We start from the raw sequence: 22929 nt of genomic DNA, 5'->3' as shown, positions 1-22929 counted from the left end.
ACCTTTCCCGGCCTGATGTTCTGCATAAGATGAAAAGATTAAGGCCCGGTCAGCGTTAACGCTACCGGGCCTTATTTTTGAGCCGGGTTAAATCACCGCATTCAGCTCAGCAACGTAAAGGCAATCATCCCGACAATCGCACCCGTCGTACCGAGGATGGTTTCCATCAGCGTCCAGGTTTTCAGGGTTTGCGCTTCGGTGGCGCCGGTAAATTTACCGAACAGCCAGAAGCCAGCGTCGTTAACGTGAGAGACCACAATTGAACCGCCTGCGATACAGATAGACAGCGCTGCCATCTGCGCACCGGAGTAGTTCAGCTGTTCAATCACCGGCATTACCAGACCCACCGCAGTTAAACACGCCACGGTGGCGGAACCCTGGATAATACGCACGGCCGCCGCCAGCACGAAGCAGGTTACCGCAATCGGCAGGCCCATTCCGGTCAGCGCTTCACCCAGAGCCGGGCCCACGCCAGAATCCACCAGCACCTGCTTGAACACGCCACCGGCACCAATCACCAGCAGGATAATACCCGCAGGCTGCAGCGCGGCACCGCAGATCTCCATCACGCGGTCTTTCGGCATTCCCTGACGCATCGCCAGGCCGTAAATAGCCACCAGACACGCCACCAGGATCGCCGTAAACGGGTGACCAATGAACTCAAACCATTCGTAGGCGGTAGAGCCCACCGGCACAAAACGCGCTGCGATGGTTTTCAGACCCACGAGGACCAGCGGGAGCAGGATCAGTGACAGACTGAAGCCAAAGGACGGCATTTTGCCTTCGCCCAAATGCGGCTCGGTGATGTCATCCGGAATGTGCAGCTCAACGTAACGGCTAATGAAGTTGCCCCACAGCGGGCCGGCAATGATCATTCCCGGGATCGCGGCGCACAGGCCAATCAGGATCATCCAGCCAAAGTCAGCGTGCATCTGGGAGGCCAGCAGCATCGGCGCGGGCCCAGGCAACAGAAACGCTGCCGCTGCCGCCACGCCCGCAAACAGCGGAATGACCAGCTTCACGAGGTTGGTACCGGTATGACGCGCCATAGAGAATGCCACGCTAATCAGCAGCACAACCGCCACCTCGAAGAACAGCGGCAGCGCGCAAATCAGACCCGCCAGACCAATCGCATAGTGCGCGCGGCTGTGGCCGAAGGATTTCAGCATCTTGACGGCAATCTGATCGACCGCGCCCGTCTCATGTAAAATCTTGCCAAACATCGCGCCCAGCGCGACCACTATCGCCAGGAAGCCGAGCGTGCCTCCCATCCCTTTTTCCATCGTCGCAGCGATCTTGTCGAGCGGCATACCGGAAAAGAGACCTGCACCAATAGAAACCACCATCAAAGCAACGAAGGCGTGCATACGCGCCTTCATCACTAAAAACAGCAGCAGCAATACCGAACCCACTGCTGTCAAAACTAGCGTTAATGTACTCAAAACTTACTGCCTTTTATTAATGACCTCGATGGTGCTGGCTACAACACCCTCCAGTGACTGATCGATATCAACCACTAAGACGTCTTTCTCATCTTCACCCGGCTCCTGGAGCGCGTCGAACTGCGTCACCAGCATCTGGGTTTTGAAGAAGTGACCTTTACGCGCCTTCAGTCGGCTTTCAATCACCTCGAAATCGCCTTTCAGGTAGATGAAAGAGAGGTTCGGGTTGCCGTCGCGCAGCAGATCGCGGTAGGTTTTTTTCAGCGCGGAGCAGACGATCAGCGAAACTTTGTTGGTACGCTGCATGGCGAATGCGGCGTCGTTCAGCGCCTGCAGCCACGGTTTGCGATCGTCGTCGTTCAGCGGCTCGCCGGAGGCCATTTTCATGATGTTGCTGCGCGGATGGAGGAAGTCACCATCAAGAAACGCAGCCTGGAGTTGATGCGCCACTTCGCTCGCCACGGCAGATTTACCGCTACCGGACACGCCCATCAGGACGTAAACGTGGTGATCATGATTAGTCGTGCTCAAAGGGTGTCCCTCAGTCAATTGTTACGGGTAACAGTTATCGGTAACATTGTCCTGCCGGGGCAAAAGAGAAGCAATATCCAAACGTGCGCGAAGTGAATAAGTGTGAGCTAGTTCAAATTTGTCAGCTCAAATAGATCCACCCGGTGACAAGGTGAAACCTAAATCTAACATCTTAGGCGTAACCGTCTCGCCACGAATGCGCGCCAGCAGGCGTTCTGCGCCAATGCGGCCCATACGTTCACGCGGTGTCAGCACGCTCGCCAGACGCGGCTCCATAACCTGGCCGATGTCATGGCCGTGGAAACCCGCAATCGCCATATCTTCCGGGATCTTCAGCCCTAGACGCTGGCATTCGAACGCTGCACCGACCGCAAGGTCATCGTTGGTACAGAAAATACCGTCCAGTTGCGGATACTCGCGTCGCGCCTGACGCATCAGCTCAATACCCGACGTATAGGAAGAGGACTGCTCAACCATTACGCTGTACGGGGTTAAGTTCGCGTCGAGCATCGCCTGCTCGTATCCCTTCTGTTTGATGATAGTACGTTCATCAAGACGCGCGCCCAGATAAGCGATATGACGATGTCCCCGGGCGATGATGGCCGCCGTCATTTGACGTGCCGCTTCGAAGTTATCAAAACCCACGGCGATGTCGAGGCACGGCGACTGGCTGTCCATCAGCTCCACCACCGGAATACCCGCCACTTCAATCATTTTGAGCGTGCGGGCAGTGTGCGTACGTTCGGTTAAAATCAGGCCGTCGATGTTCCAGGAAAGCATGGATTCAAGACGTTCTTCTTCCAGCTCCGGCTTGTACCCGTAGTGGGCGAGCATGGTCTGGTAACCAAACGCATCGGTGACGCTTTCAATGCCGCGAAGCACCTCGGCGAAAACCTGGTTGGTTAAGGAAGGCAGGAGGACACCCACCGCACGGCTGGTCGCATTGGAGAGAATATCGGGTGCGCGGTTGGGGATATAACCCAGTTCATCAAGGGCTGCGGCAATCTTGCCACGCAACGCCACGGAAACCTGTTCCGGGTTACGTAAAAAGCGGCTGACCGTCATTTTGGTCACACCGACGCGATCGGCGACATCCTGAAGTACGGGGCGTTTCTTTTTCATCGTCCTGAGAAATCTTGAAGTGAGAGATTTGCTCAGTTTATCACGGACAAAGCTCAACCTTCCCCGTTTAAAGGGAAGGTTGAGAAATTATTTAGACCGGCGGCAGGTCAAACAGCAGGATTTCACTTTCGCTGTCGGCGTGCACGGAGAGTGCCTGCTCATCCCAGATCGCCAGACCATCGGCAGTGGTGGCTTTGGTGCCGTTGATGGACACCTCACCTTTCACTACCTGGATCCAGACGCGGCGGTTAGCGGCAATCTGATGCACAGACTGTTCATCTTTCGCCAGCGCCCAGCGGTACAGCTCCATGTCCTGATGCACTTTCAGGGAACCTTCACGCGCATCCGGGGACAGCACCAGCTGTTTGCCCTGTTTGGCGTCGAAGCGGCGCTGCTCATAGCGCGGCGTGATGCCGGTCTCTTCTGGAATGATCCAGATTTGATACAGGTGCAGTTTTTCCGTTTTACTCGGGTTGTACTCGGAATGACGCACCCCGGTACCCGCGCTCATGATCTGGAACTCGCCCGCCGGAACCTGCTCTTTGTTGCCCATGCTGTCCTGGTGCTCAACCGCCCCTTCCAGCACATAGGTCAGGATTTCCATGTCTTTGTGCGGGTGGGTACCGAAGCCCTGACCTGCATCAATCACGTCGTCGTTAATGACGCGCAGTGCAGAGAAGCCCATGAAGTTCGGGTCGTAGTAGTCGGCAAACGAGAATGAATGCCATGAGTCCAGCCAGCCATGATTCGCGTGACCACGTTCGTTTGCTTTGCGTAAATAGATCATTGTTTTCACCCTCAGTTCGTTTCGATGGAGTAAGTGTGGACGCAAACGGCCTGGGATCATAGAGGGTGAAAATTGACTCCTCTGTTCAAAAATTGTGAACAAGCGCAGAGGAGCCGTTTTTGCTTATTTCGCGAGGGTGATCGTGGCAGGAGAAGCCTGTTCGAACGCCCGTTCGAGCAGTTCGAGGTTGGTAAGAACGTCAGATTCCTTGACGTAATTGGGTGCCCCGCGGGTCAGCGTTTCAAACAGCGCATCGTAGACGCGACCATAGTCGCCGGTTTCCGGCTTCAGCGCTTCTTTGACCGTTACGCCTTCGTCGTTGACATATTCCAGTACGCCCACGGAATCATCCGCCGCAAAGCCCGGTTCACCCGGCATAATGTTGGCCTTCAGACTCGTCTCCTGCTGGTCGATACCGTACTTGATGAACGAGCCACGGGTGCCGTGAACGATAAATTTCGGATAGTCGATTTTCACCAAATGGCTGGTTTTGACGATGGCTTTCAGGTCACCGTAGAACAGCTGCGCTTCAAAGGTATCGTCCGGGTTGGCTTTATTGCGCAGACTGCGAATGTCATACGCAGCGTGGTCCGGCCGGCCAAACAGGGAGATGACCTGGTCCATGGTGTGCACGCCAAGCCCGTAGAAAGAGCCATCCTGAGGCAGCCCGGGTTGGGTTTCCGCTACCGGACGATAGTAATCAAAGTGACTTTCGATTTCCACAATGTCACCGAGCTTACCGCTTTCAATCGCTTTTTTCGCCGTCAGGAAACAGCTGTCAAAGCGACGATTCTGGTACGGCGTCACGGTTAGCCCTTTGCTTTTTGCCAGCGCGAACAGCGCTTTCGCTTCGGCAAGGGTTGGGGTGAACGGTTTTTCCACCAGCACGTTTTTGCCCGCTTCCAGCGCGCGTTTCGCATAGTCAAAATGGCTGTCGGCGTGGGTGCAGACAACCACCAGCTTAACCTGCGGGTCGTTAAGCACCTCATCGAGATCGCTGGTGAAATGAATATGGGAATACTGCGGGAATTGCTCTTCCGGCTTCGCGCGGCGGCGGAAGATGTGCGCGACGTGCCAGCTGTCTTTACGGTTGAGAACATACGGCAGGTGATAGCGGGTCGTACTTTTACCAAATCCAATAAATGCGCAATGTAGTGTCATGGCTCAGTCCTTTTGGAAGGTTATTGAGTCTAACCATAACAAAAAAAAAGCCAGCTAAAAGCTGGCTAAAGTAATACTGGAAGCAATGTGAGCAATGTCGTGCTTTCAGGTTCCCGTAGGGGTCTTCCTGAATGCAGAGCAATAATAATCATTCTCATTCGCACTTGTCCAATACTTTTTGCAAAAAATAGCGGTTGACTCAAATTTTAAAGTCATTGATGTTGAGAGGGACATTTAACTGACTGAGGAACAAGGGATGAGTGAGATTGTGATACGCCACGCGGAACCGAAAGATTATGACGCCATTCGTCAGATCCACGCCCAGCCGGAGGTGTACCACAACACGCTACAGGTTCCTCACCCTTCGCTGGAAATGTGGCAGATGCGGCTAGGCGACCAGCCCGGTATTAAGCAACTGGTTGCCTGTATTGACGATATCGTGGTTGGGCACCTCACCATTGATGTTGCCCAGCGCCCGCGCCGCAGCCACGTGGCCGATTTTGGTATCTGCGTAGGCGCACAGTGGCACAACCGCGGCGTCGCCAGCGCGCTGATCCGCACCATGATCGACATGTGCGACAACTGGCTGCGCGTCGACCGCATCGAATTAACGGTGTTTGTGGATAACGAGCCGGCAATAGCCGTGTACAAAAAACACGGATTCGAGATTGAAGGTACTGGCAAGCGCTACGCCCTGCGCAACGGTGAGTATGTGGATGCGTATTATATGGCGAGAATGAAGTAGTTTGTTGCCGGGTGGAGGCTTCGCCTTACCCGGCCTACATTCGTGCCGTTGTAGGCCCGGTAAGCGCAGCGCCACCGGGCAACAAAATCAGTACCCCGCTGTTAAATCATCCACCGAGCGCGGGTCCGACGCCCCAAACAGCGCGCCGTCCGGCCCGACCATAATGCTCTGGGTGCTGCCCATCGCCTCTTTTACCGCCACCTTCTGTCCACGTTGCTCCAGCAGTTTGATGGTGTCCGGGCTAAAGCCCTTCTCAACGCGCAGTTCATCCGGCAGCCACTGGTGATGAAAACGCGGCGCGTTGGTCGCTTCGGCGACGTTCATCCCAAAATCGATACTGTTGACCACCATCTGCAATACCGTAGTGATAATCCGGCTTCCGCCAGGACTGCCGGTGACCAGCCAGGTTTTACCGTCTTTCACCACGATAGTGGGTGACATGGATGACAGCGGTCGCTTCTTCGGCCCAACCGCATTCGCATCGCCGCCGACCAGACCGTAGACGTTCGGCACGCCCGGCTTGGCAGAGAAATCATCCATCTCGTTGTTAAGCAGAATGCCGCTGTTGCCCGCCACAATCCCGGTACCAAAGGTGGTGTTGAGCGTATAGGTCACCGCCACCGCGTTACCGTCTTTATCCACCACCGAGAAGTGGGTGGTCTGGTTGCTTTCATACGGTGCCAGCTTGCCGGGGCGGATCTCGCTGGACGGTTTAGCCTTGTTGATGTCGATCTCATCAGCAATGGATTTGGCATATGCCTTGTTGGTCAACGCCTGCCACGGCACCTTCACGAAGTCCGGGTCACCGAGGTATTCCGAGCGGTCGGCGTAGGCGCGTTTTTCGGCCTCCGCCATTACCTGCATCGCATCCGCGCTGCCGAAGCCGAACTTATGCATATCGAAGTTTTCAAGAATATTGAGGATCTGCACGATGTGGATCCCGCCGGAGGACGGCGGTGGCATCGAGAAGACTTCGTAGCCGCGATAGGTTCCGCTAATTGGCTCACGCTCTACCGCCTTGTACTCGGCCAGGTCCGCTTTGGTGATGAGCCCGCCGTTTTTCTTCATCTCTTCAGCAATCTGGTCAGCAATCGCCCCTTTGTAGAACGCGTCCGGACCGTTTTCAGCTATCAGCTCAAGGCTTTTGGCGAGGTTCTTCTGCACCAGCTTATCGCCCTTCTTCAACGGCTCGCCGTCTTTCCAGAAGATGGCTTTACTGTTTTCGTGATTGGGAATCACTTCACTGCCGTAGGTTTTGAGATCGTCCGCCAGAGCGTCATTCACCACAAAGCCGTCCCGGGCCAGTTTAATGGCTGGCTGCACCACTTTGTTCAGCGGCATGGTGCCATATTTCTCCAGCGCCAGCGAGAAGCCCGCCACGGTGCCCGGCGTGCCGCTTGCGAGATGGGAAGTCAGGGATTTTTTACTGTCCGGGTTCCCCTGGTCGTCGAGGAACATATCGCGGGACGCCTGAGCAGGCGCCATTTCGCGGAAGTCGATGGCGGTCGTTTTGCCGTCTTTGGTGCGCAGCATCATAAAGCCACCGCCACCCAGATTCCCCGCCTGCGGGTGCGTTACCGCCAGTGCATATCCCACCGCGACCGCCGCATCTACCGCGTTACCGCCCTGTTTGAGAATGTCGACGCCCACATGGGTTGCCAGCGCATCCACGGACGCCACCATACCGTGGGTTGCCCGCACGGGATGAAAAACATCTTCCTCCACGCCATACGATACTGGCGGAGCCGCTGGCGGGTTGGCCGCCACGCTAAATGTCCCGCCTGCCATCAGCGCGGCGATGGCGACCCAGCGCAAAAACGTTGGTTTCATCATTATTGTTCTCCAGGTGAAGGGATCCATATTCCCCGCTTAAGCCTGGTTCACAACTCCTAAAAAATCATCGTCATGGTGAAATCAGGGTAAACTTAAGAGAGACCTCAACAGGAGGAAATGACAATGAAACGCTTACTGATTCTTGCGGCGCTGATCCCGTTTGCCGCGCTCGCACAGCCACTTAACACCATGAACAACCCGAACCAGCAGGGTTATGTCATCCCGAGCCAGCAGCGTATGCAGACGGAGATGATGAGCCAGCAGCAACAGCAAAAAGGGATGCTGAACCAGCAGTTGAAAACACAGACCCAGATGCAGCAGCAGAGCCTGCAAAATCAGATGAACGCCAACACCCAGCGCGTGCAGCAGGGACAGGTGCGTGAGCAGCCGCTGCCGAATAAAAACGGTGGGATGTTAGGTGGGATGACGTCGTCAGGCAGCGGACAGCAGCATATGCTGCCGTCGCAGTCGAATGGCAGTATGCTTAACCCGCAGAACTAAAATTCGGGCCGATCAGGTCTATGGCATCGGTACAGATGCTGTCCACGCCCCAGCGCAGCAGTTCGGCTGCACGCTGGGGTTTATTCACGGTATAAACCAGAATATGCAGACCCGCGTCTTTGAGCATCTTCACCCGCGCCTCGTCCAGCAGCCTGTGATTGAGATGGATAGAGACACAGCCTAAGCGGGTCGTCAGCTCGCGCCAGTCCTCACGCCACTCGTCCAGCAGCAGCCCACGCGGGAGTTCAGGCACGGCAGCCTGGGCCGCTTCCAGGGCGTCAATTTCAAACGAGGAGAGCAGCGGCGCCGTCATCCCTTCCCATAGCTCACGCGCGGCCAGCGCAATGACTTTACCCGTCAGCGTCCCGGTGCCGGTGGTCGGTTTGATTTCAATGTTTGCCATCATGCCGTGCTGACGACAGCGGTCCGCCACCTCCGCCAGCAGCGGCAGCGGTTCGCCTTTGAATTCACCGCTGTACCAGCTTCCGGCATCCACTTTCAGCAGATCGCGCCACGGCAGTTCACCCGCCACGCCCCAGCCGTTGCTGGTGCGTTCGAGGTTGTCGTCATGCAGCAGGAAAATCTCGCCGTCCTTCGACAGCTTGGCGTCAAACTCGATCATCGTGTGACCGTAGCGCGCGCCAACATCAATCGCCGCCAGGGTATTTTCCGGCGCCAGTTTACCGCCGCCACGGTGGGCGACGATGTGGGGATAAGGCCAGTTGCTCATACTCGTTGTCCTATTTCACCATCAAAGAGGTGCAGATGATTTTCCGGCAGGTGCAGCCACAACGTGCTGCCTGCTTTCGGGCGCTCCTGATGTGCCAGACGCACCACCATTTTTTGCTCGCCCCAGCGCCCGTGCGCCAGGTTATCTGCCCCCAACATCTCCAGCGTGTCCATCACCAGCGGCACGCCGCCGTCCGCCTGAGAGGTTAAACCGATATGCTCGGGGCGGATCCCGAGCGTCATCTTACGCCCGGCGTAGCCACGATAGTACCAGTTGATCGGTAATGCCATCCCGCTTTCCAGCTCAAAGTGCGTGCCTGCATTGCTGATACGCCCTTCCAGCAAATTCATTGCCGGGCTGCCGATAAAGCTCGCCACAAAGCGGGTGGCCGGTTTCTCGTAAACATCCACCGGCGTACCAATCTGCTCGGCGATGCCTTTGTTCATCACCATCACGCGCTGGGCAAGGGTCATAGCTTCGACCTGATCGTGGGTCACGTACAGGGAGGTGGTTTTCAGACGGCGATGGAGCTGCTGCAGCTCAAGACGCATCTGCACGCGCAGCTTGGCATCCAGGTTGGAGAGCGGTTCATCGAACAGGAATACCGCCGGGTCGCGCACGATGGCGCGCCCCATCGCCACGCGCTGGCGCTGACCACCGGAGAGCTCGCGCGGGCGGCGCTTGAGCAGGCCGTCCAGTTCCAGAATGCGTGCCGCTTCTTTGACGCGCTCGTCGATATGGCCTTTGCCCATGCCGCGGATTTTCAGCCCCCACGCCATGTTCTCTTCCACGCTCATGTGCGGATAGAGGGCGTAGTTCTGAAACACCATCGCAATACCTCGATCCTTCGGTTCCATCTCGGTGACGCGCTGGCGGTCAATCCAGATATCGCCCGAGGTCACGCGCTCCAGCCCCGCCACCATGCGCAGCAGGGTGGATTTGCCGCAGCCGGACGGGCCAACCATCACGATAAATTCCCCGTCCGCTACGTCGAGCGTCAGCGGCTGAATGACCTGGGTTTTGCCGTCCCAGCTTTTGGTTACTGCCTGAAGTTTTAAACCTGCCATCTTATTTCTCGCTATCGACCAGGCCGCGGACAAACGCGCGCTGCATGGCTAAAACAATGACTACGGGTGGGATAAGGGTGAGCAGCATCGCCGCCATCACCTGGTTCCAGAGGGTGGTGCCTTCGCCGGTGGCAATCATGCCTTTGATGCCCGCGACGGCGGTGCCGAGGCTGACGTCCTGGATAATCAGCAGCGGCCACAGGTACTGGTTCCAGCCGTAGATAAAGGTGATCACAAACAGCGCCGCAAGGTTGGTTTTCGACAGCGGCAGCACGATATCGCGGAAGAAGCGCATAGGTGACGCGCCGTCGATACGCGCGGCTTCAATCAGCTCGTCCGGCAGGGTCATAAAGAACTGGCGGAACAGGAAGGTGGCGGTCGCCGAGGCCATCAGCGGCAGGGTTAAGCCCGCGTAGCTGTCGAGCATCTTTAGGTTGGCGATCACTTCCACCGTCGGGAAGATACGCACTTCCACCGGCAGCATCAGGGTGATAAAGATCATCCAGAAGAAGAGGTTGCGCAGCGGAAAACGGAACCAGACGATGGCGAAGGCGGAGAGCATCGACACCGTGATTTTGCCGACGGTGATGCCGAACGCCATGATGAAGCTGTTGAGCATCATCAGCCAGAACGGCGCGCTGTTCGCGCCCACGCCCTGGGTCCAGATGGTCTTCATGTTCTCAAACAAATGCGAACCTGGGATCAGCGTCATCGGCGTGTCGAACACCGCTTTGGTGTCCAGCGTGGCGGCGACAAACGCCACGTACAGCGGAAACAGGATGATGATGATCCCTAAAATCAGCATGGTATGGCTGAAAATCGTCAGCCCGCGACGGTTCTCAATCATTGGTAGCGCACCTTACTTTCAACATAGCGGAACTGCACCACCGTGAGGATGATGACGAGGAACATCAGCACCACCGACTGCGCGGCGGAGGCCGAGAGATCAAGCCCCGCAAAGCCTTCGCGGTAGATCTTATAGATAAGCGTCGTGGTCGCCTGCACCGGGCCGCCCGCGGTCGCCGCGTCGATCACCGGGAAAGTGTCGAAGAAGGCGTACACGAGGTTAACCACCAGCAGGAAGAAACTCACCGGGGCGATCAGCGGCAGCGATAATCTGAAGAAGCGGCGAACCGGCCCTGCGCCGTCAATCGCCGCCGCTTCCACCAGCGAACGCGGGATGGACTGCAGTGCGGCAAAGAAGAACAGGAAGTTATAGCTGATCTGCTTCCACACCGAGGCGAACACCACCAGGAACATCGCCTGACCGCTGTTCTGGGCGTGGTTCCAGTCGTAACCCAATTCGGCCAGGAAATGGGTAATCAGCCCGCGCCCCGGGTTAAACAGGAAGATCCACAGCACGGCCGCAACGGCGGGCGCGACGGCGTAAGGCAGCAGCATCAGGGTCTGATACAGGCGGCTGCCGCGCACCACGTAGTCCACCAGCGCGGCAAAGAACAGCGAAGCGACCAGACCGCTGACGGTGACCAGCGCGCTGAATTTCATCGTCGTCCAGAAGGAGTCCAGATAGTAGCTGTCGTGGAACAGCGCGGTGAAGTTGTCCAGGCCAACAAACTGGCTGGACAGCCCGAACGGGTCGACGCTTTGTACCGAGTACCACAGCGCTTCGCCCGCAGGCCAGATAAAGAAGATAACGGTGATGACCAGCTGCGGCGCGACCAGAAGATAGGGCAGCCAGCGGGAACGGAACACCGGACGGGATGATGACATAGGTTAGCTCTGTTGGTATTCACCCCTCACCCCGACCCTCTCCCCAAAGGGGCGAGGGAGAAAAGACGGCTCCGTGCAGTCCCCTCTCCCCTATGGGGAGAGGGTTAGGGTGAGGGGCAGGTTTTAATTACGATTTGGTCGACTGCTCAAAACGGCGCAGCAGCTGATTCCCGCGTTCTACCGCTGAATCCAGCGCCTGTTGAGGCGTTTTCTTCCCGGTCCACACGCTTTCCAGCTCTTCATCCACGATGGTGCGGATCTGCGGCATGTTGCCCAGACGCAGACCTTTGGTGAACGGCAACGGCGGCTTGTTCAGCATCTGACGCGTCGCGATATCCGCGCCCGGGTTTTTGCTGTAGAAGCCCTGCTCGCGGGTCAGGTCATAGGCGGCTTTGGTGATCGGCAGGTAGCCGGTTTTCTGGTGCCACTCAGCGGCAATCTCTGGCTTCGCCAGGAAGTCGAGGAACTCGGCCACGCCTTTGTAGGTGCCCTTGTCTTTGCCCTGCATCACCCACAGGCTGGCCCCGCCGATGATGGCGTTCTGCGGCGCGCCCTTCACGTCAGCGTCGTACGGCATCATGCCCACGCCGTAGTTGAATTTGGCGTAGTGACGGATATCTGCCAGCGAACCGGAAGACGCGGTGGTAATAGCGCAGTCACCGTTGTAGAACTTTTCAGTGGATTCGTCTTTACGGCCGAAGTAGCTGAAATCGCCCTTTTTGTTGAGCGCTTCCAGCAGCGCAATGTGCTTCACCTGCTCCGGCTTGTTGAACTCCAGTACCGCGTCAGTGCCGTCGAAGCCGTTGTTTTTGGTGGCAACCGGCAGGCCGTGCCAGGCGCTGAAGTTTTCAATCTGGATCCAGCCCTGCCAGCCGCTGGCGTAGCCGCACTTCATGCCCGCAGCTTTCAGCTTCGCGGTATAGTCGGCCAGATCCTGCCAGGTTTTTGGCGGCTGCTCCGGATCTAAACCGGCTTTCCTGAAAGCATCTTTGTTGTAGTACAGGACCGGCGTGGAGCTGTTAAACGGCTGAGACAGCAGGTGACCGGTTTTGGAATCGGTGTAGTAGCCCGCCACGGTTGGCACGAACTGCGACTCGTCGAAGTTGATGCCCGCCTCTTTGAAGACTTCATAGACCGGCTTAATGGCTTTGGAGGCCATCATGGTCGCGGTACCCACTTCATAAACCTGTAACAGTGCAGGGGCGTTACCGGTACGGAAGGCGGCGATGCCCGCGCTCAGGCTCTGCTCGTAGTTGCCTTTGTACACCGGCACAATTTTGTAATCCGGGTGGGTGTCGTTGAAACGCTGCGCCAGGGAGTCAACTTCTTTACCCAACTCCCCTTCCATGGAATGCCAGAATGGAATGGTGGTGACAGCCATTGCGTTCGTCGCAAAAGCCAGACCCAGTGCCAGACCCAAAGCTGTGTGTCGTAACGATGTCATTGTCATCTCTCTTATTGTGCCGGATGCGCGATATCACGCGTTTTATGCTCGCGAGGTAACATGACATGCTCGAATGACAGAAAAATAACTGTTTGTTTACAGATAAGTGACAGCAAAGCGTCAGGGGGATGATGGTTGTGTGAAGGGTGTTGGGTTAAAAAAAGTCGGGTGGCGGCTTCGCCTTACCCGGCCTGGTCGATCCCGTAGGCCCGGTAAGCGTAAGCGCCACCGGGCAACACAGACGGCTTAGCCTCCGAGGTACGCGCTCCGCACCGCTTCATTCGCCAGCAGCGCATCGCCGGTATCTTCAAGCACCACGCGGCCGTTTTCCAGCACGTAGCCACGGTCGGCGAGCTTCAGCGCCTGGTTGGCGTTCTGCTCGACGAGGAAGATGGTCATCCCCTCTTTACGCAGCTGCTCGATGGTGTCGAAGATCTGCTGAATAATGATCGGCGCCAGACCGAGCGACGGTTCGTCCAGCAGCAGCAGGCGCGGCTGGCTCATCAGCGCGCGGCCAATCGCCAGCATCTGCTGCTCACCGCCGGACATGGTGCCCGCACGCTGAATACGGCGCTCCCACAGGCGCGGGAAGAGTTCGTATACCCACTTGATGCGGGTCTGGTATTCATCGCGGTGAGCGAAGAAGCCGCCCATCGCCAGGTTCTCTTCCACCGTCATGCGCGAGAAGACGCGACGTCCTTCCGGAACAATCGCCACCGCTTCACGCATGATTTTTGCAGTCTGCCAGTCGGTAATGTCTTTGCCATCAAACACAATCCGCCCGCTGGTAGCCCGCGGGTCGCCGCACAGGGTACCGAGCAGCGTGGTTTTGCCCGCGCCGTTGGCGCCAATCAGGGTGACGATTTCACCCTGATTGATGTGCAGGCTGACGTCGTGTAGCGCCTGGATCTTGCCGTAGTGCGCATTGACCTTGTCGAACGTTAACATCGCTTTTTCCATCTTATGCCTCACCAAGGTACGCGCGGATCACGTCCGGATTGTTGCGGATCTCTTCCGGCGTGCCGTTTGCCAGCGGCGTGCCCTGGTTGACCACGTAAATACGGTCCGAAATACCCATCACCAGCTTCATGTCGTGCTCAATCAGCAGGATGGTGGTGTCGTGGTGATCGCGCAGCTCGGCAATCAGCTCGTCCAGCTCTTTGGTTTCTTTCGGGTTGAGGCCCGCCGCCGGTTCGTCGAGCATCAGGATCTCCGGCTGCGTCACCATGCAGCGCACAATCTCCAGACGACGCTGATCGCCGTAGGCCAGGTTGCTCGCCTGACGGTTGGCGTGCTGCAGCAAGCCGATGCGGTCGAGCCAGGTGGCGGCGCGGTCGAGGGCCTCCTCCTGGGCACGGCGGAAGGCCGGAGTCTTCAGCAGACCGGAGAACAGCCCGGTTTTGAGCTGCTGATGCTGTGCCACCAGCAGGTTCTCAATCACCGTCATCTCGCGGAACAGGCGCACGTGCTGGAAGGTACGCACCACGCCCATGCGGGCAATTTGCTGGCCCGGCAGCCCTTCTAGGTGCTTATCGCGCAGCATGATGGTGCCGCCCGTAGGCTTGTAGAAACCGGTCAGACAGTTAAACACCGTGGTTTTTCCCGCGCCGTTGGGGCCAATCAGGGAGACGATCTCTTTCTTATGCAGATCCAGATTCACGTTGTTGACCGCCAGCAGGCCGCCAAAACGCATCATCAGACCGTTAACGGATAATAATGGCTGACTCATGCCTGCTCTCCTTTCGCTTTCCCGTTCTTCAGCTTCAGCTGTGGACGGGTCATCGGCAGCAGGCCCTGCGGACGCCAGATCATCATCAGCACCATCAAACCACCCAGCATCAGCATGCTGTATTCGTTAAAGTCACGCATCAGCTCGCGCGAGACCACCAGCAGGATGGCCGCGAGAATGACGGCAAACTGCGAGCCCATCCCGCCGAGCACCACAATCGCCAGCACAAAGGCCGATTCGGCAAACGTGAACGATTCCGGGCTGACGAAGCCCTGACGCGCGGCAAACAGCGTCCCGGCGAAACCGGCAAACGCGGCGCTGATGGTAAACGCGGTCAGCTTGATGCGGGTCGGGTTCAGGCCCAGGGAGCGGCAGGCGATCTCATCTTCACGCAGCGCTTCCCACGCGCGGCCCAGCGGCATGCGCAGCAGACGGTTAATCACGAAAAGGGTCACCACCACCAGCAGCAGCGCAACCAGGTAGAGCCAAATCACGCGGTCGGACGGGTCATACTTCACGCCAAAGAAGTTGCTGAAGGTATCCCAGCCGCCTTCGCGGGCGGTACGGCTGAACTCCAGTCCGAAGAAGGTCGGTTTCGGGATCTGGCTGATGCCGTTCGGACCACCGGTGATTTCGGTGTTATTCAGCAGCAGGATACGGACGATTTCGCCAAAGCCTAAGGTCACAATCGCCAGGTAGTCACCGCGCAGGCGCAGCACCGGGAAGCCCAGCAGGAAGCCCGCAGCGGCAGAAACCAGGCCCGCCAGCGGCAGACAGGTCCAGAAGCCGAGGCCGTAATAATGGTTCAGCAGCGCGAAGGTGTAGGCACCGATGGCGTAAAAACCACCGTAGCCCAGCACCAGCAGGCCAGAGAGCCCCACCACCACGTTCAGACCGAGACCCAAAATCACGTAAATCATGGTCAGGGTAGCGATATCCACCGTGCCGCGCGAGACCACGAATGGCCACGCCACGGCCGCCACCAGCAGCGCCACGAGGAACAGCTTTTGCTTCACGGTGGAACCGTCGATTGCCGGCAGGATGAATTTCGGGCCAGAAACGTTTTTCAGCGTCTTCTGGAACAGCGGACGCAGCAGCTGGAACAGGAACACCACCGCCGTGCCAATAAACACCCACTGCCAGCGGATGTCAGGTGCGGTATCCACCACCAGTTTGGTGCCGCTCAGCTCCAGTTGGACGCCCATAAAGACGCCCGCCAGCACGAAGAACATGGCGGCAGAGAGCAGCGCCATTGCAAAATGCATCGGTTTCATACTTTCTCTACCTCCGGACGGCCCAGAATACCGGTAGGCATGACCAGCAGAACCAGAATCAGCAGGGCAAACGACACCACGTCTTTATATTCGGTGCTCAGGTACGCCGAGGAGAGCGCTTCCGCCACGCCCAGGATCAGGCCACCGATCATCGCGCCAGGAATACTGCCGATACCGCCCAGAACCGCCGCAGTGAAGGCTTTCATCCCGGCCATAAAGCCGATGTACGGGTTGATCACGCCGTAGAACTGGCCGAGCAGCACGCCCGCCACTGCCGCCATCGCGGCGCCGATCACGAAGGTCAGGGCAATCACGCGGTCGGTGTTGATACCAAGCAGGCTCGCCATCTTCAGGTCTTCCGCGCAGGCACGGCAGGCGCGCCCCATGCGGGAATAACGGATGAACAGCGTCAGGGCGAGCATCGCAATAAAGGTCACGACCCAGATGACGAGCTGCATGGTGGTGATAGAGGCAGAGAAGTTTTCGCTGGCCCCCACGATCCACTGGCCGTTAAACAGGCTTGGCAGCGCCACGTCGCGCGACCCTTCGGTCAGGCTGACGTAGTTTTGCAGGAAGATCGACATACCGATGGCGGAGATGAGCGCAATCAGACGCTTGGAGCTGCGCACCGGCCGATAGGCCACGCGCTCGATGCTCCAGCCATAGGCGCTGGCGATCACAATGGCGCCGACAAACCCGGCGGCAACCAGCAGCCAGCTGCTGTCGATGCCCATCATCATCAGGGCGGCGATGATCATAAAGGAGATGTAGCTACCGATCATGTACACCTCGCCGTGGGCGAAGTTGATCATGCCGATAATGCCGTAAACCATCGTATAGCCGATGGCAATCAGCGCGTAGGTGCTTCCCAGCGTGACGCCGTTAAACATCTGCTGCAGGAAATAGAGAAACTGCTCGGACATATGCAAACCTTTTTATTCCCGCCCGGCGGTCCGGGCGGCGGGATAATTATTTGGCGGCCGAGGAAGACCCGTCGGCGTGCCACTTAAAGACACCAAACTCAAATCCCTTCAGATCGCCTTTCTCATCCCAGTTCAGCGGCCCAATCACGGTGTTCGCCCCGTGTGCTTTTAAATCTTTCACCAGATCCAACGGCTCTTTGCTGCCGGTACGCTCCAGAGCCGTCGCCAGAGACTGTACGGCCGCGTAGGTGATCCAGACATACGGACCACTCGGGTCCTTTTTCTGCGCCTTAAGCGCATCAACGATAGCCTTGTTCGCCGGATCCTGGTCATAGCGTTTTGGCATCGTAACCAGCATGCCTTCGGCAGAATCGCCCGCGATGTTCGACAGGGAGGCATTACCCACGCCCTCTGGTCCCATAAACTGGGTTTTCAGACCGGTGGCGCGTGCCTGACGCAGCATCTGCCCCATTTCAGGGTAGTAGCCGCCGTAGTAAACGAAGTCGATGTTCTCTTTTTGCAGACGAGCAATCAGCGCGGAGAAGTCTTTCTCACCGGCAGTGATGCCGTCAAAGAAGACGATGTTCGCGCCACCTTTTTTCAGGCCGTCCTGAACGGAACGCGCCAGGCCTTCGCCGTACTGCTGCTTGTCATGAATGATGGCAATGCGCTTTGGCTTTACGGTTTCGAGGATAAATTTGGCGGCGGTGGGTCCCTGGGAAGAATCGAGACCGGCGGTACGCATAATGTGCTGATAGCCGCGCTGGGTCAGTTCAGGGTTAGTGGCACCGGGGGTGATCATCAGAATACCTTCGTCTTCGTAGATATCAGACGCAGGCTGGGTGGACGATGAGCACAGGTGGCCAATCACATACTGGATGCCATCGTTGACGATTTTGTTGGCGACCGCGACGGCCTGTTTCGGATCGCAGGCGTCGTCATATTCCACGCCCACCAGCTTGTCGCCTTTGATGCCGCCTTTGGCGTTGATGTCTTTGATGGCCTGGCGCGCGCCGTTGAACTCCATATCACCCCACTGGGCAACAGGGCCGGACATTGCGCCCACGACCGCAACTTTGATCTCTTCCGCCATGGCTGCATGCGAGATCGCCAGTGCAACCATTCCCGCGATAAATGTTTTCGCGTTCCTTTTCATCTCAGAATCCCCATTCGTGATGTCGTGTTTATATTTTGTTTTATTATGGTTAAAAAGCATTCTGTACTTTTAATGCACAACGCTATTTTTACCAGTGCCTTTAATGGTTTAGCGCAGTTTTTTGCCAAAAACCAGACTAAAATCTCTATTTTTCAGGCGATTAAGCAAAGATAATATTCTGAAATCATGCAGAGATAAACAAATAAAAGTGCAGTTTGCAGCATAAAATAACGGTACAAAGCGCCGAATAAATCACTACCATTCAGGTTAAAATTCTGCTTATTTTTCGATCCATGTGTTTTCAAACTGCCCAGCGCGTTACCAAAAAACTAATCACCTGGTTAATGAGAATAAAAAGAGGAAGCCGCTGAGTGAATAAATTGAGTACACTGCCCCTACTCAATTTGATTTGGACATGTAGCTAATGAAACTGACTATCGTGCGTCTGGTGACCTTTAGCGACCAGGATCATATCGACCTGGGCAAGATCTGGCCGGAATATTCCCCTTCGTCGCTACGCGTCGACGAGACTCACCGCATTTATGCCGCGCGTTTCAACGAACGCCTGCTGGCTGCGGTTCGCGTGACCCTGAGCGGTACAGAAGGGGCGCTGGACTCACTGCGTGTACGTGACGTCACCCGGCGTCGCGGCGTGGGGCAGTATTTAATTGAAGAAGTGATCCGCGAAAACCCGAACGTGACCTCATGGTGGATGGCTGACGTAGGCGTAGAAGACCGCGGCGTGATGGCGGCGTTTATGCAGGCGTTAGGGTTTACGGCGCAGGAGAGCGGGTGGGAGAAGCGCTAAAAGAAAGCCGGGTGGCGGCTGCGCCTTACCCGGCCTACATTCTCCACCGTATTTTCCCAAGCATTTCGTGTTGCAGGAAGGCGGCAAGTTATGAAATCCCCGGGAGCTTACATAAGTAAGTGACCGGGGTTGAATAACGCAGCCAACGCACCTGCGGCGCGAAAGGCGACGGGAAAATTATTTGGCGTCTGTCGCCGTACCGTTGGCATGCCAGTCAAACACGCCGAACTCAAAGCCTTTCAGGTCACCCTTCTCATCCCAGGACAGCGGTCCCATCACGGTTTCGACGGTGTTCGCTTTCAGCCAGGTCGCAATCTCGGCCGGATCGGCTGACTGGTTCAGACCCGCCTGCAGAGACTGAAGCGCAGCGTAGGTGGTCCAGACGAACGCGCCGCTTGGATCCTGTTTCTTCGCCTTGATGGCATCTACGATAGGTTTGTTCGCAGGGACCTGGTCGTAGTTCTTCGGCTTGGTCACCAGCAGGCCTTCCGCAGATTCACCCGCGATGTTAGACAGGGAAACGTTCGCTACGCCTTCAGGTCCCATAAACTGGGTTTTCAGACCGGCAGCACGCGCCTGGCGCAGGATCTGGCCCATCTCCGGGTGGTAACCGCCGTAGTAAACGAAATCGATATTCTCTTTTTTCAGGCGCGCCACCAGCGTGGAGAAGTCTTTCTCACCGGCAGTGATCCCATCGAAGAAGACCACATTGGCGTTGCCTTTCTTCAGACCATCCTGCACCGCACGCGCCAGACCTTCACCGTACTGCTGTTTGTCATGAACAATCGCGATACGCTTCGGCTTCACTTTATCCAGAATGTATTTCGCCGCCGTTGGACCCTGGTCAGAGTCCAGGCCCGTGGTGCGCAGGGTCAGTTTGTAGCCGCGCGCGGTCAGCTCCGGTGCGGTCGCCGCCGGGGTGATCATCAGAATCCCTTCGTCTTCGTAGATGTCAGACGCAGGCTGAGTTGAGGAAGAGCACAGGTGACCGATAACGTATTTGATCCCGTCGTTTACCACTTTGTTCGCAACCGCTACCGCTTGTTTCGGGTCACAGGCATCATCATATTTTACGATCTGCAGTTTTTCGCCTTTAATACCGCCCTTAGCATTAATGTCTGCAACCGCCTGTTCAGCGCCCGTAAATTCCTGGTCGCCGTACTGTGCTACCGGACCGGACATTGCGCCAACCACTGCCACCTTAATGTCTGCCTGTGCCATGGTGCTGAATGCCAACGCAATACATCCTGCCAGTAACGCTTTACCCTTCATGTTCATCCTGAGATTCCCCATTATTATGGTTATTACGATTGTTGTGATGTTGTTGTGCAGCGCTTTATTTCAGTTATTGGTGTGCTGTTCGCGCTTTTTCAGCATACTCTGCTAAAACATACCCCATTTTTATGATTTTGGAATAGCTAATTTGAAATGAATATATGATAAGCCCGGCAAAGATTTCACCGGGCGCGCGGCTTTAACGTGTCAGCGAGGCGGAGATAATGTCCAGCGCTTGACGGAACTGCACTTCGGGGATTGTCAGCGGATAAAGGAAACGAATAACGTTGCCGTAAACGCCGCAGCTCAGCAGAAGCAGACCTTCCTGCAGCGCGCGTTCCTGTACCTTGCGGGTGAATTCCGGCGAAGGCTGGCCCGTTTGCGGGTCATTAAACTCTACCGCCACCATCGATCCTTGCGCGCGAATGTCGGCGATATACGGACAGTGTTCCTTCGCTTTGTTCAGCACCTCTACCAGGTGATGACCAAGATGCGCAGAACGTGTACAGAGATCCTCCTCATCAATCACGTCCAGCACCGCATGCGCAGCGGCAATCGCCAGCGGGTTCCCCGCGTAAGTACCGCCCAGCCCGCCCGGCGCAGGTGCGTCCATCACGTCGGCACGGCCCGATACCGCAGAGAGCGGCATCCCACCCGCGAGGCTTTTCGCCATGGTGATCAGATCCGGCTTCACGCAGTGGTGTTCCATCGAGAACAGTTTGCCTGTACGGGCGAAACCACTTTGTACCTCGTCGGCAATCAGCAAAATACCGTGGGTATCACAGAGGGCACGCAGCGCCTGCATAAAATCGGCAGGTGCAATATTGAAACCGCCTTCCCCCTGAACCGGTTCGAGAATAATGGCCGCGACCTGATCCGGTGCGATATCCGCTTTAAAGATGCGCTCCAGGCTTTTTAACGCCTCATTCGTGCTAACGCCGTGCAGATCGTTCGGATACTGCGCGTGATACACCGAGCCAGGGAACGGACCAAAGCCCAGTTTGTACGGCGCAACTTTGCCAGTCAGCGCCATGGTCATAAAAGTACGGCCGTGGAACGCGCCGCCGAAAGTGATGAGGCCAGGACGTCGGGTATAGGCGCGGGCTATTTTAACCGCGTTTTCAACCGCTTCTGCGCCCGTCGAGAAAAAGGCCGTTTTGGCCGGGCCATCAATGGGCACGCGCTGGTTGATACGCTCGGCCAGCGCCACATAGCCTTCATATGGCACAATCTGGTACGCCGTATGGGTAAAGGCGTGGAGTTGTTTTTCAATAGCGGAAATGACTTTGGGATGGCGATGGCCGGTATTCAGCACCGCAATGCCGGCGGCGAAGTCGATATACTCGTTGCCTTCTACGTCCCACACCGTGGCGTTTTCGGCTTTATCGGCATAGAAATTACACATGACGCCGATACCGCGCGGCGTCGCCTGCAAACGCCGGTCGTTCAGTTCGTTATTTTTCACCCTGTCCCCCTGAGAAAATCGCCTGCTTAGCGCATCAGTAAGTGTTTGCCAGGGGGGAGGAATTCGCCAGAGCGGGCGCTAAAAAAACAAAACCCCCGGACTCTCATCCAGGGGTTCTCAGTGTACTTCGCAGAAATTACGCTTCGATAGCGGCGCGAAGTTTTTTCATGGCATTCTTTTCAAGCTGACGCACACGTTCAGCGGAGACGCCGTAGCGGTCGGCCAGTTCCTGCAGCGTGGACTTGTTGTCTTCGTCCAGCCAGCGGGCACGGATAATATCCTGACTACGTTCGTCGAGGCCTTCCATCGCATGGGTGAGCTTATTCGCGGCCTGATCTTCCCAGTTATCCTCTTCAATGCCGTCAGCAAAGTTGGAGGTTTTATCCTGCAGATACAGAACCGGGGCCATTGGCTGGCTGTCAGAGCCGTCGTCGTCGGAGGACATATCAAACGTCATGTCCTGCGCGGCCATACGGGATTCCATCTCACGCACATCTTTGCTGGATACACCCAGCTCGCGCGCCACCATTTCCACTTCATCCTGATTGAACCAGCCCAGACGCTGCTTGGTTTTACGCAGGTTGAAGAACAGTTTACGTTGCGCTTTTGTCGTGGCGACTTTCACGATACGCCAGTTGCGCAGCACGTATTCATGAATTTCTGCTTTGATCCAGTGTACTGCGAAGGAGACCAGTCGCACACCCACTTCCGGGTTAAAGCGACGTACAGCCTTCATCAGACCGATGTTACCTTCCTGAATCAAGTCCGCCTGCGGCAGGCCATAGCCCGCGTAATTACGAGCAATGTGAACAACAAAGCGCAGGTGAGACAGGATCAGCTTTTTCGCTGCTTCCAGATCGCCCTGGTAATGCAGCTTTTCAGCAAGCTCCTTTTCTTCCTCGGCCGTTAACATCGGCCAGGTGTTCGCAGCCCGGATGTAAGATTCCAGGTTACCAACAGGGGCTAAAGCTAAAGTTTGCATTTCTTTGGTCATTCATTCCTCTCAATGTTTCTTCTGGTCCAAGTTGTCCCCGTCAGGCAACAACCATGCCAAAGCGTTTGAGCAACGAGATTAGCATTCACTCTTTTATCAGACAGTGATTTTATCCACAAGTTCCAGGTGCAACAGTGAATAAATTACGCACAAAATGTGACATGGAGATGATAACAGGGGAAGAGACAACAGGGACGCTTTCCCTGCAGAG

General features: G+C 56.6%; 22 protein-coding genes. 3 read left to right on the top strand and 19 right to left on the bottom strand.

The genetic code is table 11. The features are described 5' to 3' along the window. Window positions 1–101: 101 nt before the first annotated feature. From gntU to ACOTY9_RS20010, 5 genes are all read right to left on the bottom strand, one after another. Entirely contained in the window at window positions 102–1442 is a 1341-nt protein-coding gene (gene gntU, locus ACOTY9_RS20030; protein ID WP_014833577.1) for a gluconate transporter, read from the bottom strand. A gap of 3 nt (window positions 1443–1445) precedes the next feature. Continuing rightward, window positions 1446–1973: a gluconokinase gene (gene gntK / locus ACOTY9_RS20025; protein ID WP_014882134.1), complete on the bottom strand. Its 528-nt coding sequence runs from the start codon at window positions 1971–1973 to the stop codon at window positions 1446–1448. A 126-nt stretch (window positions 1974–2099) separates the two neighbouring features. Continuing rightward, window positions 2100–3095, bottom strand: coding sequence for a gluconate operon transcriptional repressor GntR (gntR, locus tag ACOTY9_RS20020; protein WP_014882133.1), 996 nt, complete (start codon window positions 3093–3095; stop codon window positions 2100–2102). Window positions 3096–3186: 91 nt separating this feature from the next. After that, complete coding sequence (locus ACOTY9_RS20015; protein ID WP_000639796.1) at window positions 3187–3882, bottom strand: pirin family protein; 696 nt, start codon at window positions 3880–3882, stop codon at window positions 3187–3189. A 123-nt stretch (window positions 3883–4005) separates the two neighbouring features. Beyond that, window positions 4006–5043 (bottom strand): oxidoreductase, encoded by a 1038-nt coding sequence (locus ACOTY9_RS20010; RefSeq protein WP_045135389.1) that lies wholly within the window; start codon window positions 5041–5043, stop codon window positions 4006–4008. 256 nt (window positions 5044–5299) lie between these two features. Here ACOTY9_RS20010 and yhhY point away from each other — a divergent pair, with 256 nt between their 5' ends. Further along, window positions 5300–5788, top strand: a complete 489-nt coding sequence (gene yhhY, locus ACOTY9_RS20005) for an N-acetyltransferase (protein WP_014882131.1) — start codon at window positions 5300–5302, stop codon at window positions 5786–5788. Between the two features lie 87 nt (window positions 5789–5875). Here the strand turns inward: yhhY and ggt are convergent, their stop codons facing one another. Next, entirely contained in the window at window positions 5876–7621 is a 1746-nt protein-coding gene (gene ggt, locus ACOTY9_RS20000; RefSeq protein ID WP_023331796.1) for a gamma-glutamyltransferase, read from the bottom strand. Between the two features lie 123 nt (window positions 7622–7744). On the opposite strand from ggt, the gene ACOTY9_RS19995 reads away from it, so the two are divergent. After that, complete coding sequence (locus ACOTY9_RS19995; protein ID WP_023331795.1) at window positions 7745–8122, top strand: DUF2756 family protein; 378 nt, start codon at window positions 7745–7747, stop codon at window positions 8120–8122. Here ACOTY9_RS19995 and ugpQ read toward each other — a convergent pair. The 10 genes from ugpQ to livK all read right to left on the bottom strand — a co-directional run bounded on the left by ugpQ (window position 8106) and on the right by livK (window position 18176). Next, entirely contained in the window at window positions 8106–8852 is a 747-nt protein-coding gene (gene ugpQ, locus ACOTY9_RS19990; RefSeq protein WP_023336597.1) for a glycerophosphodiester phosphodiesterase, read from the bottom strand. The two genes, ACOTY9_RS19995 and ugpQ, sit on opposite strands and share 17 nt — an antisense overlap. Further along, window positions 8849–9919 carry a sn-glycerol-3-phosphate import ATP-binding protein UgpC gene (locus ACOTY9_RS19985; protein ID WP_348566075.1) on the bottom strand — a complete coding sequence of 357 codons (1071 nt, stop codon included), beginning with the start codon at window positions 9917–9919 and terminating at the stop codon, window positions 8849–8851. The genes ugpQ and ACOTY9_RS19985 overlap by 4 nt, the downstream gene beginning before the upstream one ends. Window position 9920: 1 nt before the next feature. Then, window positions 9921–10766 (bottom strand): sn-glycerol-3-phosphate ABC transporter permease UgpE, encoded by an 846-nt coding sequence (ugpE, locus tag ACOTY9_RS19980; RefSeq protein ID WP_348566076.1) that lies wholly within the window; start codon window positions 10764–10766, stop codon window positions 9921–9923. Next, a complete protein-coding gene (gene ugpA, locus ACOTY9_RS19975) occupies window positions 10763–11650 on the bottom strand; it encodes a sn-glycerol-3-phosphate ABC transporter permease UgpA (RefSeq protein WP_023331792.1) in 888 nt (295 codons plus the stop codon). The genes ugpE and ugpA overlap by 4 nt, the downstream gene beginning before the upstream one ends. A gap of 127 nt (window positions 11651–11777) precedes the next feature. Beyond that, on the bottom strand, window positions 11778–13094 hold the full coding sequence (gene ugpB / locus ACOTY9_RS19970) for a sn-glycerol-3-phosphate ABC transporter substrate-binding protein UgpB (RefSeq protein ID WP_045135387.1): 1317 nt from the start codon (window positions 13092–13094) through the stop codon (window positions 11778–11780). A gap of 246 nt (window positions 13095–13340) precedes the next feature. Beyond that, a complete protein-coding gene (gene livF, locus ACOTY9_RS19965) occupies window positions 13341–14054 on the bottom strand; it encodes a high-affinity branched-chain amino acid ABC transporter ATP-binding protein LivF (RefSeq protein ID WP_006812273.1) in 714 nt (237 codons plus the stop codon). 1 nt (window position 14055) lies between these two features. Further along, window positions 14056–14823, bottom strand: a complete 768-nt coding sequence (gene livG / locus ACOTY9_RS19960) for a high-affinity branched-chain amino acid ABC transporter ATP-binding protein LivG (RefSeq protein ID WP_014882123.1) — start codon at window positions 14821–14823, stop codon at window positions 14056–14058. Continuing rightward, window positions 14820–16097, bottom strand: a complete 1278-nt coding sequence (gene livM / locus ACOTY9_RS19955) for a branched chain amino acid ABC transporter permease LivM (RefSeq protein ID WP_045135386.1) — start codon at window positions 16095–16097, stop codon at window positions 14820–14822. The genes livG and livM overlap by 4 nt, the downstream gene beginning before the upstream one ends. Beyond that, window positions 16094–17020 (bottom strand): high-affinity branched-chain amino acid ABC transporter permease LivH, encoded by a 927-nt coding sequence (livH, locus tag ACOTY9_RS19950; protein WP_014882121.1) that lies wholly within the window; start codon window positions 17018–17020, stop codon window positions 16094–16096. Before livH ends, livM begins: the two co-directional genes overlap by 4 nt. Before the next feature lie 46 nt (window positions 17021–17066). Continuing rightward, entirely contained in the window at window positions 17067–18176 is a 1110-nt protein-coding gene (gene livK / locus ACOTY9_RS19945) for a high-affinity branched-chain amino acid ABC transporter substrate-binding protein LivK (protein WP_014882120.1), read from the bottom strand. Between the two features lie 424 nt (window positions 18177–18600). Here livK and panM point away from each other — a divergent pair, with 424 nt between their 5' ends. Then, entirely contained in the window at window positions 18601–18984 is a 384-nt protein-coding gene (gene panM, locus ACOTY9_RS19940) for an aspartate 1-decarboxylase autocleavage activator PanM (protein WP_014882118.1), read from the top strand. Window positions 18985–19161: 177 nt separating this feature from the next. On the opposite strand, the gene livJ is transcribed toward panM, so the two are convergent. The 3 genes from livJ to rpoH form a co-directional block, all read right to left on the bottom strand. After that, window positions 19162–20262, bottom strand: a complete 1101-nt coding sequence (livJ, locus tag ACOTY9_RS19935) for a branched chain amino acid ABC transporter substrate-binding protein LivJ (protein WP_014882117.1) — start codon at window positions 20260–20262, stop codon at window positions 19162–19164. Window positions 20263–20458: 196 nt separating this feature from the next. Then, the gene (locus ACOTY9_RS19930) at window positions 20459–21724 is read right to left on the bottom strand and encodes a 4-aminobutyrate--2-oxoglutarate transaminase (RefSeq protein ID WP_045135384.1); all 1266 of its coding nucleotides are present in this window, start codon (window positions 21722–21724) and stop codon (window positions 20459–20461) included. 136 nt (window positions 21725–21860) lie between these two features. Continuing rightward, complete coding sequence (rpoH, locus tag ACOTY9_RS19925; protein WP_014882115.1) at window positions 21861–22718, bottom strand: RNA polymerase sigma factor RpoH; 858 nt, start codon at window positions 22716–22718, stop codon at window positions 21861–21863. Between the last annotated feature and the right edge of the window lie 211 nt (window positions 22719–22929).

Origin of the sequence: Enterobacter cloacae complex sp. SHL012, assembly GCF_049237505.1 — a bacterium.
Taxonomy (GTDB): domain Bacteria; phylum Pseudomonadota; class Gammaproteobacteria; order Enterobacterales; family Enterobacteriaceae; genus Enterobacter; species Enterobacter kobei.
Note: the sequence above shows the minus strand (reverse complement) of the source record. Positions and strands in the feature narration are given on the sequence as shown.